Below are 13945 nucleotides of genomic sequence, written 5' to 3' on the forward strand. Positions count from 1 at the left end.
CCCTTTCGCCCTGCTTCGGAGCGACCCCTTGCTGAGCCGTACCGCCTCCAACCTGTTCTGGATGGGCCGCTATCTCGAACGCGCCGATTTTACCGCGCGGCTGATCGAGGCGACGCAGCGGCTGTCCGCGCTACCGTCCTCCTATGGCGGTGCCGGCAACGCCTGGGAATCGGCGCTTGCCGCGACCTGGATGACCCAGGCCTATGGCGAGCGCGGCCTGTCGGTCGACGAACACAGCGTCAGCGAGTTTCTCACCCTCGATCCCGGCAATCCGTCGTCGATCCGGTCGTGCCTCGAAGTCGCGCGCGCCAACGCTCGCACCGTCCGCACTGCACTGACCGAGGAAGGCTGGGAGGCGATCAACTCCGCCTGGCTCGAAATCGCCCGCTACGGGACCAGCCTCGACGGCCGCGAAACGCTCGGGCCGCTGCTCGACCTCGTCAAGCACGCCATTTCGGCGTTCGAGGGCGCCGCGCAGCGGACGATGTTGCGCGGGGATGCCTTCTGGTTCGTCAACATGGGGTCGGCGATCGAACGTGCCGACAATTCGGCGCGGCTGCTCGATGTCAAATATCACCTGTTGCTGCCGCGCGGCGAAAGCGTCGGCGGCAGCCTCGATTATTTCCAGTGGACCACCATCCTGCGCACCGTGTCGGCGATGACCGCCTATCGCTGGGTCTATCGCGACAGCGTCAAACCCTGGCTGGTCGCCGACCTGCTCATCCTCAACCGCCAGATGCCGCGCAGCCTCGCCTCCTGCTATGACGAGATCCTGCGCCATCTCGACCTGCTCGCTGCCCATTCGGGCAAGCGCGGCGCCGCGCACCGGCTCGCCGCCGCCGGCCACGCCCGGCTGACCGGCTGCGACATCGACGCCATCTTCACACGGGGTCTCCACGAGTTCCTGACCCAGTTCATCACCGACAACAACAAGCTGGGCGAAGCCATCGCCGAGCAATATCTCTTCTAGGCCCGCCCATGCGCATCCGCGTCGACTATTCCACCTCCTATGATTATTCGTCGCTCGCCAGCGACGTCGTCCAACTGCTGCGCGTCGAACCCTGCGGCCATGATGGCCAGCATGTCCTGCACTGGCGGCTCGACACCGATGTCGATGGCCGCCTGCGCCGCTCGCACGACAGTTTCGGCAATGTCACCCACATGTTCTACGCCGACCAGCCGCTGCGTCGGCTGACGCTGCATGTCTCCGGCGAAGTCGATACCTGGGACCGGGGCGGCGTGGTATCGGGGGCCGCCGAGCCGCTGCCGCCGAGTGTCTTCCTGCGCACGACGCCGCTCAGCACGCCCGACGCCGCCATCATGGCGCTGGGGCGCGAATGCCGCGACGACAATCCGCTAAACACCTGCCACAATCTGACCCTGGCGCTCTATGGCGGCATGGCCTTCGATGCCGATGTCACGCATGCCCATACCGACGCCATTCACGCCTTCCAGCTCAGCGCCGGCGTCTGCCAGGATTACAGCCACATCTTCCTCGCCGCCGCGCGCGGACTCGGCATTCCGGCGCGCTATGTCTCGGGCCATCTGCTCCGCGCCGACGGGCTGGTGGTGCAACCCGCCGGCCATGCCTGGGTGGAAGCGCTGATCCCCGACCTCGGCTGGGTCGGTTTCGACCCCACCAACGGCATGGCGACGACCGAATCCTATCTGCGCGTCGCCGTCGGCCTCGACTATCTCGACGCTGCCCCGGTCCGTGGCGCACGGCGCGGTGGCGGCGCCGAAACGCTGATCGTCAGCGTCAAGACGCAGGATCCGTTCAGCCCGCCGCCGCAGGACCAGGCGCAATCGCAATCCCAGTCATGAGCGACACCGATGCCAGCCAGCACAACCAGTTCAGCGCGGAGGCTTCAGCGATGACCTATTGCATCGGGATCCTGGTCCGCGAAGGCCTGGTCATGATGGCCGATACCCGCACCAACGCCGGCGTCGACAATATCTCGACCTACCGCAAGCTGCGCGTGCTCGAAAGCGGTCCCGGGCGCGTTATCGTCGCCTGTTCGGCCGGCAGCCTTTCGGTCACGCAGAGCGCGCTCAGCCGGGTCGAACTCGGCGTGCTGATGCCCGACACGGGCAAGATGGAGATGCTGGCGACCGCGCCGACGGTGTTCCGCAGCGCGCAGATCGTCGGCCAGGCGTTGTCCGACGCCAAGGCGTCGATCGACGCCGTCGTCAAGGACGACAATGTCCGCACCGATGCCTCGCTGCTGCTGGCCGGTTCGATCGACGGGCGCCGGCCGCGGCTGTTCCTGATCTATGGCGCCGGCAATTTCATCGAATGCCAGGCCGATACGCCGTTCCTGCAGATCGGCGAGCTGAAATACGGCAAGCCGGTGCTCGACCGCATGATCAATTATGAAACGCCGATGGCCGAGGCGATCAAGGTCGGGCTGATCTCCTTCAGCTCGACGATGCGGTCCAACCTGGCCGTCGGCCTGCCGATCGACCTCGTCACCATTCGCAGCGGCGTGTCCAGCCTCGAACTGCTCCACCGCATCGAGGCCGACGACACCTATTATCATGAAATCAACGACCGCTGGTCGAACGCGCTGCGCGCCGCGGCTGCTGCAATCCCGCTGCCGCAATATGCCAGCCAGCCCGACCGCGCCCGCGACTGACGCCGTGCGTATCGCCGATCAGGCGGCGCGCATCGGATCGAGCGCCGCGTCGCCGGCATTGGTCGTGCGGCGCAGCCACAGCATGACGGCCAGCACCAGCCCGATACCGGCAATGCCCGTCATCGCCAGATAGCCCGGCGCGCCCAGCCGGTCGTACAGCGGCCCCGAAATCAGCACGGCCGCGGCATAGGTCGGCGCATTGGCCAGCCCCATGTAGATCATCTGCGCCGTCGGCGCCCGGTCGTCGCCATGGATGGTCTGGATGAAGCGCATGCCGCCGAGGAAGGTCGCGGCAAAGCTGAGCGAATGCAGCAGTTGCAGCGGGATCAGCACCGCGAACGGCGGCAGCGCCGCCAGCGCCGTCCAGCGGATCACCGCGCCGATGCCGCCAGCGACGATCAGCGTTTCGGGGCGGAAGCGCGCCGACCAGTTGCCGAGGAACATCAGGAAGCCGACCTCGGCGAGCGTGCCGACGTTCCACAGCATGGAAATTTCCTTCGACGACATCCCCTGCTGGTTCGCCCAGACCAGCGACCCCGATGTATAGAGAAAGCCGGCGCTCGCCTGGATCAAGCCGGCGGCAAAGATGAACAGCGCGAAATTGGGGTTGCGCAGCATCCCCAGGCCGGACGAAAGCCGCTCCCCGAACGGCTGGGCGATTTCGGCCCGTGCCAGCACCGGTTCCCGCGGCATCCAGGCGCTGCCGGCGATCATCATGGCCGAAATCACCAGCATGAAACCCCAGATCGGCCAGAAGCTGCCCGTCCAGTCGTTGAGCACGCCGACCACGGTCGTGCCGACGACGAAGGCCGCCGACGCCAGGCCGCGCGCGATGCCATAGCTGGGCTTGCCGGTCCGCGTCAGTCGCAGCAACGCGGTTTCCACCACCGGCAACAGCCCCCAATAGGCGATGTCGAGGATCAGGATCACGGCAAAGACCGCAACGAAGCTTTCGAGGAAATACAGCGCCGCGAAGCCGGCGGTGAGCAGGATGGTGAACATGAACAGCGGCGCCCGCCGGTCGCTGCGCCCGTCCGCCCAGGCCGCCGTCAACGGGCCGGCCAAGGCCCGGCTGAACCCGGCGATGGCGAGGACCACCCCGATTTCCGCCCCGGTAAAGCCGTGTTCCTTCTCCAGCCACAGCGGCAGGAAGGGGATGAGACAACCGAAACCCGCAAAGAACAAGCAGGCGAGCAGGGTCGACCGGACGGCGGGGGACGCGTTCAAATGGCTGCTCCGGGGCAGGCTTGCCCCCTGCCCCTCTACTCGCTTACGAAGGGTCCAAAATCAAGGGGACGGACAATGGCACAACCAGCACTTTTCGACCTGACTGGACAGACCGCGCTGATCACCGGGTCATCCAAGGGCATCGGCAAGGCGATCGCCCATCGCATGGCCGAACATGGCGCCAACGTCATCGTCAGCAGTCGCAAGGCCGATGTCTGCGACGCGGCGGTGGCAGAGATCAACGCCGCCGTCGGCCGCGATGCCGCCTTCGCCATTCCGGCCAACATCGCCGACAAGGCCAGCCTCCAGGCGCTCGTCGACAAGACCATCGCCAAGTTCGGCCAGATCGATCACCTCGTCTGCAACGCGGCGTCGAACCCCTATTTCGGCCCGCAGGACGGCATCAGCGACGAACAGTTCAGCAAGATCCTGCAGAACAACATCGTCTCCAACCACTGGCTGGTCACCATGGTCGCCCCGGCGATGCGCGCCCGGCGCGAAGGCACCATCACCATCATTTCCTCGGTCGGCGGGCTGAAGGCTTCCACCGTCATCGGCGCCTATTGCATATCGAAGGCCGCCGACATGCAGTTGGCGCGCAACCTGGCGGCCGAATTCGGCCCCGACAATGTCCGCGTCAACTGCATCGCCCCCGGCCTCATCAAGACCGATTTCGCCAAGGCGCTGTGGGATAACCCCGATATCCTGAAATCCTCGACGAGCACCGCGCCGCTGCGCCGTATCGGCATTCCGGACGAAATCGCCGGCATGGCGGTCCTGCTTGCCGGCAAGGCCGGCGGGTTCGCCACCGGGCAATGCTTCGTCATCGACGGCGGCGCGACAATCGCCTGAACCTTCTGGACAGGCCAACGCCGCTGTCGGAGAACCGTACCCGACGGCGGCGGGCACCATCGCCCGAGGCGCAGCGCCTATTCCAGTTCGAACACCGTCGTCACATTGATCGTCAGCGCGACTTCACCGGGTTCGACCGGCGTCGGCGGCGCCGCGGCTTCGGAATCGCGCGCCATCTTCATCATCATCGGCCGCGGGCCCTGGTCGAAGCTGGGGCTTTCGGTCAGCGTCAGCAGCCGCTTGATCTGCATGCCGGTGGCCTTGGCATATAGTTCCGCGCGCGCCCGCGCCGTCTTGACGGCCGCCTGCCGCGCTTCGTCGAGCGCCGCGTCGCTGTTCTCCACCCGGAAGGTCGGGCCGTTGATCTGGTTGGCGCCCACCGACACCAGCGTATCGAGCAGCTTGCCGGTATCGGCGATCTTGCGGATGCGCAAGTTGACGGTGTTGGTCGCCTGATAGCCAGTCAGCACCGGCGGCTGGTTGTTTTCGTACTTGTACTGCGGTTGCAGGTTGATCCCGGACGTCTGGATGTCGCGGTCGGCGAGGCCCGCCTTGCGCACCGCCGACACGACGGCGTTCATGCGCGTGGCATTCTCGGCCATCGCCGCCGCCGCGGTCGCCGCCGTGGTGACCACGCCCCCCGACACTTCCGCCATGTCGGGCGCCCGGTTGGTCCGGCCCTCGACGGTCAGCGACAGGGTCGTGGCCGCCGGCGGCAGGGTGATCGTCTGCGCGGCCGCCGGCGCGGCGGCCACCATTACGGCAACAAGGGCGGCAGCGGCGACGCGCTGGCGATTGCGATGGATCAAGGCAGGAACTCCGGGAGGGATTGGCAGGAAACAGCCCTATCCCTCACCGGCGCTTTCGACAATCTGAACGTGACGCAGCCGTCACGCCCGATTCTTGATGAGCCGATAGACCCACAGCAGCAGCATGGCGCCCAGGATCGACATGATCCAGCCCGGTGCACCGCCATCGCCGTACCAGCCGAACAGCGCCTGGCCGATGAAGCGTGCGACAAAGGCGCCGGCAATACCGATCAGCATCGTGACGAAAAAGCCCGATGGATCCTTGCCGGGCATCAGCAATTTCGCCAGCGCGCCGACAATCAGGCCGACGATCGCAGTCCCGATAATCCCGAAGAAGGTCATTGTTGTCCGCTCCCTTAACATTTATGATTGTGCATTAGTGCCGATAAACGGTGCGGGGTGGAAGCGGGAACCACCCATTGCCATGATCCGATGCCGAAATATTGCATGCCGGCCCGTTTATAATGGCCTTCGCAGTGCCACAGTCGTGCGCTATGAGAGCCTTGCAGACGGTGACGTATTTGGGTAATACAGTCTGCGCCAAGGGACGATCGAGTATGAACATGCACAACAAGTTGCCAGATCCGGATATGGCGTCGGCGTACAGCCTTCCCGCCGACACCGGCCGTGCAACCCAGCGCCGCTGGGTCAAGCCGGCGCTGGTCGTGCTGCTCATCGCGGTCGCCGCATTCGTCGCCTGGAAGGTCTTCGGTGCCAAGCCCGCCGAAGCTCCCCCGGTCAGCAGCGTGCCCGAAGTCACGATCATCGTTCCCGGCATGTCGGCGGTTGCCCAGACCATCACCGCCACGGGCTCCATCGCCGCCCGCCGCGATTCGGCGGTCGGTGTCCAGGGCGAAGGCGGCCGCGTCATCACCGTGCTCGCCGAGGCCGGCCAGCAGGTGCGCAAGGGCCAGGTTCTCGTCCAGATCGACAGCGCCGTGCAGACCCAGACCTCGCGCCAGCTCGCCGCTTCGCTGCGCTCGGCGCAGGCCGATGCGCAGCTCGCCGAAGCCAATCTCAAGCGCGCCCAGGCGCTTGTCGGCCGCGGCTTCATCTCCAAGGCGGATATCGACCAGCGCACCGCGACCCGCGACGGCGCCGTGGCCCGCGTCGGCGTCGCGGCGGCCCAGCTTGCCGCCAACGAGGCGCTGATCGGCCGGCTCAGCGTCCGCGCCCCGTCGGATGGCCTGATCCTGGCGCGCAGCGTGGAAGCCGGCCAGATCGTCTCCCCCGGCGTCGTGCTGTTCCGCCTCGCCGAAGGCAGCGTGCTGGAAATGCGCGCCCAGGTGGCGGAACAGGACATGGCCGTGCTCAAGGTCGGCATGCCGGCATCGGTCACGCCGGTCGGCTCGACGCAGGATTATCGTGGCCGCGTCTGGCTGCTCGATCCGGTCATCGACAATGCCAGCCGCCAGGGCATCGCCCGCATCGCCCTGCCCTACAGCCCCGGCCTGCGCGTCGGCGCCTTTGCCAAGTCCCAGATCGTCGCCGGCGAGGCCATGCGCCCGGTGCTGCCGCAGTCCGCCGTCCAGGCCGACGACAAAGGCAGCTATGTCATGATCGTCGGTGCCGACAACAAGGTGGAGCGTCGCAGCGTCGCCGTCGGCACGGTCAGCGATATCGGCGTGTCGATCGCCACCGGCCTCAACGGTACCGAACGGGTCGTGGCCAGCGCGGCGGCCTTCCTGCGCCCCGGCGAAAAGATCAACCCCGTCGTCGCCAAGACTGCGGCCTGAGGCACACCGATGCGCAATATCTCCAGCTGGTCGATCAAGAACCCGATCCCGCCGCTCGTGCTGTTCGCGATGCTGACGCTGGCCGGCGTCGTCAGCTTCATGACGATGGACATCAACAACCAGCCGGATATCGATTTCCCGGCGGCGTCGGTGATCGTAAGCCAGCCCGGTGCCGCGCCGACGGAGCTGGAAACCCAGGTCACCCAGCGCGTCGAAGCCGCGGTGCGCGGCATCAACGGCGTCGATGAAATCACGTCCTTCGTCTCCGAAGGCCAGTCGCGCACCAACATCCAGTTCGCCATCGGCGTGCCCATCGATCGCAGCGTCAACGACGTCCGCGACGCCATCGCCAACATCCGCAGCGACCTGCCGCAGGGCATCTTGCAGCCGCAGGTCCAGCGCGTCGACGTGTCGGGCGGCCCGATCGCCTTCATCTCGGTCGAAGCCGTCGACATGACGCTCGAACAGCTCAGCTGGTTTGTCGACAACACGGTCGCCAAGCGGCTGCTCGCCATCCCCGGCATGGCGCAGGTCAAGCGCAGCGGCGGCGTCAGCCGCGAAATCCGCGTCGTGCTCGATCCCGCCCGCATGCAGTCCTATGGATTGACCGCGAGCCAGGTCAACGACCAGCTGCGCCTCGTCAACCTCAACGCCGCCGGCGGCCGCACCGAAATCGCCGGGTCCGAACAGTCGGTTCGCGTCCTCGGCAACGCCGACAGCGCATTGGCGCTCAGCGAGACGCAGATTGCCGTCGGCGGCGGCCGCAGCGTCCGTCTCGCCGACATCGCCACGGTCCGCGACAGTTTCGCGGAACAGCGCAGCCTGTCGAAAATGAACGGCCGCCAGGTCCTCAGCTTCTCGATCACCAAGGCCAAGGGTTCGTCGGACGTCACGGTGTACGACCAGGCCCATGCCGAGCTCGACAAGCTCGCCAAGGAAAACCCCCAGGTCCATTTCACCGAACTCTACACCAGCGTCGAATATACCAAGGAACAATATCGTTCCGCCATCGATGCCATGGTCGAAGGCGCGGCGCTCGCCGTCCTCGTCGTCTTCATCTTCCTCAAGGACTGGCGCGCCACGGTCATTTCGGCGCTGGCCATCCCGTTGTCGGCGATCCCGGCCTTCTGGTTCATGGACCTGCTCGGCTTTTCGCTGAACAATCTCAGCCTGCTGGCGCTCGGCCTCGTCGCCGGCGTGCTCGTCGATGACGCCATCGTGGAGATCGAGAACATCGTTCGCCATATGCGCATGGGCAAGTCCGCCTATCAGGCGGCCATGGACGCCGCCGACGAAATCGGCCTCGCGGTCGTCGCCACCACCAGCGCGATCGTCGCCGTCTTCCTGCCCGTCGGTCTCATGCCTGGCATTTCCGGGCAGTTCTTCAAGAATTTCGCCTTCACCGTCGTGGTCTCGGTGCTGCTCAGCCTTGCGGTCGCCCGCCTCATCACGCCGATGCTTGCGGCCTATTTCCTCAAGAGCAAGGGCCAGGCCGCGCATGGCGAAGGCGCCTGGGTCGGCTGGTACATGACCATCCTGCGCTGGTCACTGCGCAATCGCTGGAAGGTCGTGCTGCTCGGCGGCGGCGGCGCGCTCGCCGGCACCGTGCTGGCGTTCGCCACCTTGCCGCTGACCTTCCAGCCGACCACCAACACCGATTTCAGCCAGGTCACCATCGCCCTGCCGCCGGGTTCGACCCTGGCGCAGACGACGGCGGTCGCCGACCGGGCGACGGCGATCCTCACCGCCTCTCCCGTCGTCGAGGCAGCGTTTTCGGACATCAACATCGGCGCCGGTGACATCTTCCTGACGCTCAAAAAAGACCGCCCGATGACGAGTGTCGAGTTCGAGCGCAACCTGGCGCCCAAGCTCCAGGCTATTCCCGACGCGCGGGTCAATTTCCAGTCGCAAAGCGGTGGCTTCAACGGCCGCGACATGTCGGTGGTGTTGACCGGCAATGATCCGGTGCTGCTCGAAACCACGGCGTCGCGGATCGTCGACCAGATGCGCGGTCTCAAGGAACTTCGCCAGCCGCGGATCGAAGGCGATTTGCGCCGGCCCGAAATCACCATCAAGCCGCGCTTCGCCGTGGCGGCACAGCTGGGTGTCACCACCGCCGCGCTGTCGTCGGCCATCCGCATCGCCACGCTCGGCGACATCGACCAGAATGTCGCCAAATTCTCGCTGTCCGACCGCCAGATCCCGATCCGCGTCGCGCTGTCCGAGGACTCGCGTCGCACCATCGCGACCATCGCCGACATGCCGGTGCCTACGGCGTCGGGCGGGTCGGTGCCGCTGAAGGTGGTGGCGGACATCAGCTTCGGCGCCGGGGCGACCGAACTGCGCCGCTACAACCAGCAGCGCCGCGTCATGATCGGCGCCGATCTCGCACCGGGCCTGGTGTCGGGCGACGCCCAGCCCAAGATCGATGCACTGCCGGTGCTCAAGAACCTGCCGCGCGGGGTCGAGAAGGTCCAGTTCGGCAGCGACAAATGGCAGGCCGAGCTGCTGATCAACTTCGTCATCGCCGTCATCGCCGGCGTGCTGCTCGTCTTCGCCGTGCTGGTGCTGCTCTACAAGCGCGTCCTGCCGCCGTTCGTGAACATGGGTTCGCTGGCGCTGGCGCCGCTCGGCGCCGGCATCGCGCTGCACCTTGCCGGGATGGCGGTCTCGCTGCCGGTGTTCATCGGCCTGCTCATGCTGCTCGGCATCGTCGCCAAGAACTCGATCCTGCTCGTCGACATGGCCATCGAGGAAATGTCGCAGGGCGTCGAGCGCACCGCGGCGATCCTGGAGGCAGGCCACAAGCGGGTCCAGCCGATCATCATGACCACCATCGCCATGGTCGCCGGCATGTTGCCGATCGCCCTGTCGCTGGGCGGCGACGGCAGCTTCCGCGCGCCGATGGGCGTCACCGTCATCGGTGGCCTGATCATGTCGACGGCGCTGACACTGGTCATCGTCCCGGCCAGCTTCAGCCTCGCCGTCGGTGCCGAAGAATGGCTGGCGCCGCGCATGAAGCGCTGGTTCACCAACGACGAAGGCGCTAAGACGCCGAAACCGGCACCCCAGCCGGCGGAGTGACCCCGCACTGAAACCGCTGCGCCCTTTCGAGCTGCCGGCGTCGCCGTTTCACCAGATGCGGCTGGCGGCGACGCTGCTGCTGGTCGCCATGGCCTGCGTCTTCATGGCCACTCTGGCGTTTCAGGGCAGCCACCCCGCCCTGCCTTGGGTCCAGGCCTTTGCCGAGGCGGCGCTGGTCGGCGGGCTAGCGGACTGGTTCGCGGTGACGGCGCTGTTCCGCCACCCGCTCGGCCTTCCCATTCCCCACACCGCCATCATCCCGGCCAACAAGGACCGGATCGGGGACAGTCTCGCGACTTTCCTGAAGGACAATTTCCTCACCCCCGGCGTCGTCGCGCGCCGGCTCGACGCGCTCGACATCGCCGATGCCATAGCCCGCTGGCTGGTCGCCGACCCGGTGCCTGCCACCGGCAAGCGCCGCGGTTTCGGCCCCCTGGTGGCGCGCGTCATCGAAGCGCTCGACCAGAAGGCGATCGGCGACCTTGTTCGCGACGTCGCCAGCAACCGGCTGCGCGCGCTGGCGCTGTCCCCCATCGTTGCCGATGCCATCGACACGACGCTCGATCGCGGCCGCCACGAACCGCTGATCGACAGTGCGCTCGACTGGGGGCTGGAAACGCTCAATTCGCAGGCGCCGGCCATCCGCGGCATGGTGGCGGAACGCACGACCTGGCTGTTGCGCATGATCAGTGTCGATGAACGCGTGTCGGACTCGCTGATCGACGGGTTGCGGCGCCTGTTGACCGAAATGCGCCACGATCCCTTCCACCCGCTGCGGTCGCGCGTCGGCGATTCGCTGCGCACCTGGGCCTTCGATCTGCGCCATTTCCCCGAATCCCAGGAAAAGGTCGAAGCCTTCAAGGACGATCTGATCGCCAACCCCGCCATGGCCGGCTGGCTCGCCGGGCTGTGGGACAGCGCACGCGCCGCGATGCTCGCCAGCCTCAACAACCCCGCTGCCCTGCCCGCCGGCAAGCTGCGCCCGGCGATGAAGGCGCTTGGCGAACGGATCGCGACCGACGCCTCGTTGCGCAATGCCATCAACCTCCACCTGCGCCGCGCGGCGGTTGGCCTGGTCAATGATTATGGCGGCGCCATCGTCAGCCTGGTCAGCGACACGGTGCGCAAATGGGACGCGCGCACCGTCACCGAAAAACTGGAAACCGCCGTCGGCCGCGACCTGCAATTCATCCGCATCAACGGCACGATCATCGGCGGCACCATCGGTCTGGTCATCCACGCGCTTCGCGTGGCGCTTTGAAGCTGGTTGCGAACGGAAATTCGCTCGGGAAGCGCGCGATTGTTTCCGTCCGCAGGAAATCGACCCTAGCGCAGCATCAACCCGCCATCGATCGCCAGCGACTGGCCGGTGATGTAACTCGCCGCCGGTGACGCGAGGAACAGGATCGCATCGGCAATCTCCCCCGGCTCGCCCCAGCGCCGCATCGGCACCGCCTTCAGCAGCCGTGCCTCATACGCTGCATCCACCCGCATCCGCTCGGTCATCCGCGTCGCGATGAACCCCGGCGCCACCAGATTGACCCGCACGCCGTCGGTCGCCCATTTGTCGCCCAGCGCCCGGGTCAGCCCCAGCAGCCCGGCCTTCGACGCGGTATAGGCCGGCACCTCCTTCAGCGCGAGGAACGACGCCAGCGAGCCGACGTTGACGACGCTGCCCCGCGCCGCCTTCAGCAGCGGGAACAGCCGCACCGACAAATCCATGACGGCGTTGAGGTTGAGGTCGATCACCGCTTCGAACTGGTCCTGGTCATATTCATTGGCGCTGCCGCCGCCGGCGTTGTTGACCAGCACGTCGAGCGCCGAGAACCGTTCCGCCACCGCCACCCGCGCCGCCGGCGTCGCCAGATCGGCCTGGATATACGCCACACCTTCGATCGGCGCATCATAATCGGCGAAACTGGGCCGCGTACCCGTCACCGTAACCTGCGCGCCCTGCGCGGCCAGCGCCGCCGCAGTGGCATGGCCGATCCCCTGGCTGCCGCCCGTCACCAGCGCCGTCTTGCCCATTGCCCAGCTCATGCCGAAAGTCCTCCATCGATGATCAATGATGTGCCGGTGATGTATCCGGCGAGTGGCGAGGCGAGGAACAGGATCGCCCCGGCGATGTCGCCGGGTTCGCCGATCCGCCCCAGCGGCACCTGCCGCGTCGTCGCCGCCAGCCGTGTTTCGTCCTGCCAGGTGACGGCAGTCATCTTGCTCCGCACCAGCCCCGGCGCCACCAGGTTGACGCGAATGCCTTCGCGCGCAAAGGCTTGCGCCAGGGTCTTTGTAAGTGTCAGCAAGCCGCCCTTCGACGCCGAATAGGCCGGCTGGCCGATGGTGCCGCGAAAGCTCGCCACCGATCCGACGAAGACGATGCTGCCATCGCCCTTGGCCAGGGCCGCGCGAAACTTGGTTGCCAGCTGCATCGGCCCGGTCAGATTGGCAGCGAGCACATCGGCAAAGGTTTCGGTTTCGAACTCCTGCCGCCGGTGACGATCACCCGCGCGCCGCCGGCGAGGAAGCCACGCGCCGCGGCGTTGCCGATGCCGGTCGACCCCCCTGTCACAAGCACGGTCTTGCCGGCAAAATCGAAAAGGTTCACGCCGATCCCCTGAAGTCGTGCGGGGATTGGTGACGATGCAATTGCTTGGCGGCAAGGTCGCGGTTGTGACAGGGGGCGGCAACGGCCTTGGGCGCTGCCATGCCCTGGCGCTCGCCGCCGCCGGCGCGCGGGTGGTCGTCAACGATCTCGGCGGCCATGTCACTGGCGGCGGCGCCGGCGACGCTGCCGACGCGGTGGCCGAGGAAATTCGCGACCTCGGCGGCCAGGCCGTCGCCAACCGCGCCAGCGTCGCCGACTGGGCCGGCGCTGCGACGATCATCGAACAGGCGGTCGCGACCTTCGGCGGGCTCGATATCGTCGTCAACAATGCCGGCATCAACCGTCCGGCCAGCATCGCCGCCATGACGGAGGCGGATTTCGATCTCGAAGTCGGCGTCCATCTGAAGGGCACCGCCGCCGTTTCCCACCATGCCGCGCGCTTCTGGGCCGATCGCGGCCCCGCCGCCGGGCGCGCCATCATCAACACCACCTCACCCGTCGGCGTCCACCCGATGCCCGATGGCGGCCCCTATTGCGCCGCCAAGGCCGGCATCGCCGCCTTCACCCAGGTGCTGGCGCAGGAACTTGCCGGCCTCGGCGTCCGCGCCAACGCCATTGCGCCCGCAGCGCGCACCCGCATGGTCATGGCCTTTCCCAGCGTCGACCAGCTGATGCCGCGCGCCACCGGCTTCGACCGCCACGCGCCCGAACATGTGTCGCCGCTCGTCGTCTATCTGGCGTCGTCGCTGTGCCGCTTCACCGGGCGGGTGTTCGGGGTCGAAGGCCCCGACGTGACGCTCTACACACCATGGAGCGCCGATCTGCTCGTCACCGCCGACGGTGGCTGGGACCTGGACGCGCTCGCCGCTGCCCTTGCCGATGCCCCACCCCAGGCCGCCATCCGCGCCTTCTACCCCGGCGGCCGCATCGACACCGTCTCACCCCCCAACCGCACGCTGAAGGCACTGGCGGCGGCAGAATTGCTGGGATAGCCTT

Annotated in this window: 14 protein-coding genes; 8 read left to right on the forward strand and 6 right to left on the reverse strand. The window is 66.9% G+C overall.

All coding sequences use genetic code 11. The features are described 5' to 3' along the window. Positions 1-28 precede the first annotated feature (28 nt). The 3 genes from GGQ62_RS02610 to GGQ62_RS02620 are packed head-to-tail and all read left to right on the forward strand — an operon-like array spanning position 29 to position 2636. Positions 29-970, forward strand: coding sequence for an alpha-E domain-containing protein (locus GGQ62_RS02610; RefSeq protein ID WP_152576621.1), 942 nt, complete (start codon positions 29-31; stop codon positions 968-970). Positions 971-978: 8 nt separating this feature from the next. Beyond that, positions 979-1824 carry a transglutaminase family protein gene (locus tag GGQ62_RS02615; protein ID WP_152576620.1) on the forward strand — a complete coding sequence of 282 codons (846 nt, stop codon included), beginning with the start codon at positions 979-981 and terminating at the stop codon, positions 1822-1824. Next, positions 1821-2636, forward strand: a complete 816-nt coding sequence (locus GGQ62_RS02620; RefSeq protein ID WP_243445976.1) for a proteasome-type protease — start codon at positions 1821-1823, stop codon at positions 2634-2636. Before GGQ62_RS02615 ends, GGQ62_RS02620 begins: the two co-directional genes overlap by 4 nt. A gap of 18 nt (positions 2637-2654) precedes the next feature. Here the strand turns inward: GGQ62_RS02620 and GGQ62_RS02625 are convergent, their stop codons facing one another. Further along, positions 2655-3863, reverse strand: coding sequence for an MFS transporter (locus GGQ62_RS02625; RefSeq protein ID WP_167649445.1), 1209 nt, complete (start codon positions 3861-3863; stop codon positions 2655-2657). 75 nt (positions 3864-3938) lie between these two features. On the opposite strand from GGQ62_RS02625, the gene GGQ62_RS02630 reads away from it, so the two are divergent. Further along, positions 3939-4715, forward strand: coding sequence for an SDR family NAD(P)-dependent oxidoreductase (locus GGQ62_RS02630; RefSeq protein WP_152576618.1), 777 nt, complete (start codon positions 3939-3941; stop codon positions 4713-4715). 77 nt (positions 4716-4792) lie between these two features. Here the strand turns inward: GGQ62_RS02630 and GGQ62_RS02635 are convergent, their stop codons facing one another. Further along, positions 4793-5524 (reverse strand): SIMPL domain-containing protein, encoded by a 732-nt coding sequence (locus GGQ62_RS02635; RefSeq protein ID WP_243445975.1) that lies wholly within the window; start codon positions 5522-5524, stop codon positions 4793-4795. An 81-nt stretch (positions 5525-5605) separates the two neighbouring features. Then, positions 5606-5866 carry a GlsB/YeaQ/YmgE family stress response membrane protein gene (locus GGQ62_RS02640; RefSeq protein ID WP_152576617.1) on the reverse strand — a complete coding sequence of 87 codons (261 nt, stop codon included), beginning with the start codon at positions 5864-5866 and terminating at the stop codon, positions 5606-5608. 248 nt (positions 5867-6114) lie between these two features. Here GGQ62_RS02640 and GGQ62_RS02645 point away from each other — a divergent pair, with 248 nt between their 5' ends. Genes GGQ62_RS02645 through GGQ62_RS02655 form a run of 3 tightly spaced genes read left to right on the forward strand, consistent with a single transcriptional unit; the run spans position 6115 to position 11605 of the window. Next, the gene (locus GGQ62_RS02645; RefSeq protein WP_167649446.1) at positions 6115-7260 is read left to right on the forward strand and encodes an efflux RND transporter periplasmic adaptor subunit; all 1146 of its coding nucleotides are present in this window, start codon (positions 6115-6117) and stop codon (positions 7258-7260) included. Between the two features lie 9 nt (positions 7261-7269). Continuing rightward, positions 7270-10344 (forward strand): efflux RND transporter permease subunit, encoded by a 3075-nt coding sequence (locus GGQ62_RS02650; protein ID WP_152576615.1) that lies wholly within the window; start codon positions 7270-7272, stop codon positions 10342-10344. 55 nt (positions 10345-10399) lie between these two features. Continuing rightward, positions 10400-11605: a DUF445 domain-containing protein gene (locus GGQ62_RS02655; RefSeq protein WP_152576614.1), complete on the forward strand. Its 1206-nt coding sequence runs from the start codon at positions 10400-10402 to the stop codon at positions 11603-11605. Between the two features lie 65 nt (positions 11606-11670). Here GGQ62_RS02655 and GGQ62_RS02660 read toward each other — a convergent pair whose 3' ends face one another. From GGQ62_RS02660 to GGQ62_RS16670, 3 genes are read right to left on the reverse strand one after another with little or no spacing between them, the layout of a single operon-like run. Next, positions 11671-12384, reverse strand: a complete 714-nt coding sequence (locus GGQ62_RS02660) for an SDR family NAD(P)-dependent oxidoreductase (RefSeq protein WP_167649447.1) — start codon at positions 12382-12384, stop codon at positions 11671-11673. Further along, the gene (locus GGQ62_RS02665; protein WP_341534269.1) at positions 12381-12773 is read right to left on the reverse strand and encodes an SDR family NAD(P)-dependent oxidoreductase; all 393 of its coding nucleotides are present in this window, start codon (positions 12771-12773) and stop codon (positions 12381-12383) included. Before GGQ62_RS02665 ends, GGQ62_RS02660 begins: the two co-directional genes overlap by 4 nt. A gap of 8 nt (positions 12774-12781) precedes the next feature. Beyond that, entirely contained in the window at positions 12782-12949 is a 168-nt protein-coding gene (locus tag GGQ62_RS16670; protein WP_341533729.1) for an SDR family NAD(P)-dependent oxidoreductase, read from the reverse strand. 35 nt (positions 12950-12984) lie between these two features. Between GGQ62_RS16670 and GGQ62_RS02670 the strand changes: the two genes are divergently transcribed. Beyond that, on the forward strand, positions 12985-13941 hold the full coding sequence (locus tag GGQ62_RS02670) for an SDR family NAD(P)-dependent oxidoreductase (RefSeq protein WP_152576612.1): 957 nt from the start codon (positions 12985-12987) through the stop codon (positions 13939-13941). The last annotated feature ends 4 nt before the right edge of the window (positions 13942-13945 follow it).

Origin of the sequence: Polymorphobacter fuscus, assembly GCF_011927825.1 — a bacterium.
GTDB classification, from domain to species: Bacteria; Pseudomonadota; Alphaproteobacteria; order Sphingomonadales; family Sphingomonadaceae; genus Sandarakinorhabdus; species Sandarakinorhabdus fusca.

Coding starts and splice junctions, on each gene's coding strand:
- GGQ62_RS02645 (WP_167649446.1), top strand. CDS start 6,115: ATGGCGTCGGCGTACAGCCTTCCCGCCGACACCGGCCGTGCAACCCAG.
- GGQ62_RS02630 (WP_152576618.1), top strand. CDS start 3,939: ATGGCACAACCAGCACTTTTCGACCTGACTGGACAGACCGCGCTGATC.
- GGQ62_RS02640 (WP_152576617.1), bottom strand. CDS start 5,866: ATGACCTTCTTCGGGATTATCGGGACTGCGATCGTCGGCCTGATTGTC.
- GGQ62_RS02620 (WP_243445976.1), top strand. CDS start 1,821: ATGAGCGACACCGATGCCAGCCAGCACAACCAGTTCAGCGCGGAGGCT.
- GGQ62_RS02665 (WP_341534269.1), bottom strand. CDS start 12,773: ATGCAGCTGGCAACCAAGTTTCGCGCGGCCCTGGCCAAGGGCGATGGC.
- GGQ62_RS02615 (WP_152576620.1), top strand. CDS start 979: ATGCGCATCCGCGTCGACTATTCCACCTCCTATGATTATTCGTCGCTC.
- GGQ62_RS02655 (WP_152576614.1), top strand. CDS start 10,400: ATGCGGCTGGCGGCGACGCTGCTGCTGGTCGCCATGGCCTGCGTCTTC.
- GGQ62_RS02660 (WP_167649447.1), bottom strand. CDS start 12,384: ATGAGCTGGGCAATGGGCAAGACGGCGCTGGTGACGGGCGGCAGCCAG.
- GGQ62_RS02670 (WP_152576612.1), top strand. CDS start 12,985: ATGCAATTGCTTGGCGGCAAGGTCGCGGTTGTGACAGGGGGCGGCAAC.
- GGQ62_RS02650 (WP_152576615.1), top strand. CDS start 7,270: ATGCGCAATATCTCCAGCTGGTCGATCAAGAACCCGATCCCGCCGCTC.